2 protein-coding genes are annotated in these 1,100 nt (G+C 68.7%); one reads left to right on the top strand and one right to left on the bottom strand.

The window, feature by feature from the left end; all coding sequences use genetic code 11:
• Positions 1-192: 192 nt before the first annotated feature.
• Positions 193-540, top strand: coding sequence for a hypothetical protein (locus tag IAE41_RS22300; RefSeq protein WP_200734603.1), 348 nt, complete (start codon positions 193-195; stop codon positions 538-540).
• A 45-nt stretch (positions 541-585) separates the two neighbouring features.
• On the opposite strand, the gene IAE41_RS22295 is transcribed toward IAE41_RS22300, so the two are convergent.
• Entirely contained in the window at positions 586-963 is a 378-nt protein-coding gene (locus IAE41_RS22295) for a hypothetical protein (RefSeq protein ID WP_234458977.1), read from the bottom strand.
• Between the last annotated feature and the right edge of the window lie 137 nt (positions 964-1,100).

Here is a 1,100-nt window from a genome sequence, read left to right as displayed (position 1 = left end):
CATTTTCTTTTTTGCCGCCCCCCCGCCCCCCCCCCCGCGGGGGGGCCCGACTGGCGATCCGTCTGCCGGCTATGGCGGGCGGTGCGTGGGGGTCTTGTACCCACCGGCCTTGTCTAGCAACCGGTTTTCGAGCCACGCATCGTCCGCCACCTTTATCGGTGGCGGCTTCTGCCTGTTTGCACGGAGCCAGCCATGACCAAGCCGCATTCCCCCTCCCCGCGCCCCAACCAGGACGCCCCCTCTTCCTTCGATTTCAACAGCCTCATCGCCATCCTGCAGAGCATTGGTGCCGGCGCGGCCTCCGATGGCCAGCCCTGGCCCGAGCGCCACCAGGTGCGTGGCCGGCAGATCGCCCTGGCCGATGCCGACTGCGCGCTGGCGGGCCAGCGAATCGTGCAGGAAATCCTGCTGGCCGCCATTCGCGCGCAGCAGAACGGCGATCCTGACGAGTACGTAGGTGACCGCGTGCTGGAGGGGCTGGCGATGGCCGCGCTGGCGCTTACGGCGTTCATCCAGGAACGCGTGCGGCCGGAGGCTTGAGGGCCTGCGCGCGGGCCGTGAGGTGCATCCACGCTTGGCGTGGATCTACCTGGTGGCCAGTAGCATCCGGCCACGCTTGGCGACGGTGGCCAAGCGGCGGCTGACGAGGCCGTAGAGATCCTGCAGTTCGACCGCGCGCTCGGGCGTCATGTTGCTGCCGAAGAGGACGCGTGCGAGTGCCGCTTCGTGGGTGTCATCGGGGAAGCGTTCGCGGGCGCGGTAGACGTTCTGGAAGACCAGCCAGGCCAGGCGGAGGCCGCCACCGGGCAGCGGGCGGACGAGACGCTCGTAGGCCTGCCAGAACTGGTATTCGGCCTGCAGGTCGACCGTCGGCGCCGCGTAGGGCACCGGACGCGGGCGTCCGTGGGCACGCGGGCGGGTGGGCAGGTAGACGGGATCGGGCTGGGCCATGCTGGACAGCATGCCCCAGCAACATTGTGGGAACCTTGCGCTGGTGCCGGAATATCAGTGCGGGCTGTGCAAAGTGCGGTGGTGGAGCCCGCTTTGGTAGATGCCAACCTTGGTTGGCAGGGTTTTCCCGGCGCTGGAGGCATTCCGCC

The sequence above is a fragment of the Stenotrophomonas sp. S39 genome, from assembly GCF_016624665.1.
GTDB lineage: Bacteria > Pseudomonadota > Gammaproteobacteria > Xanthomonadales > Xanthomonadaceae > Stenotrophomonas.
This window is presented reverse-complemented; position numbering and strand designations above follow the sequence as displayed.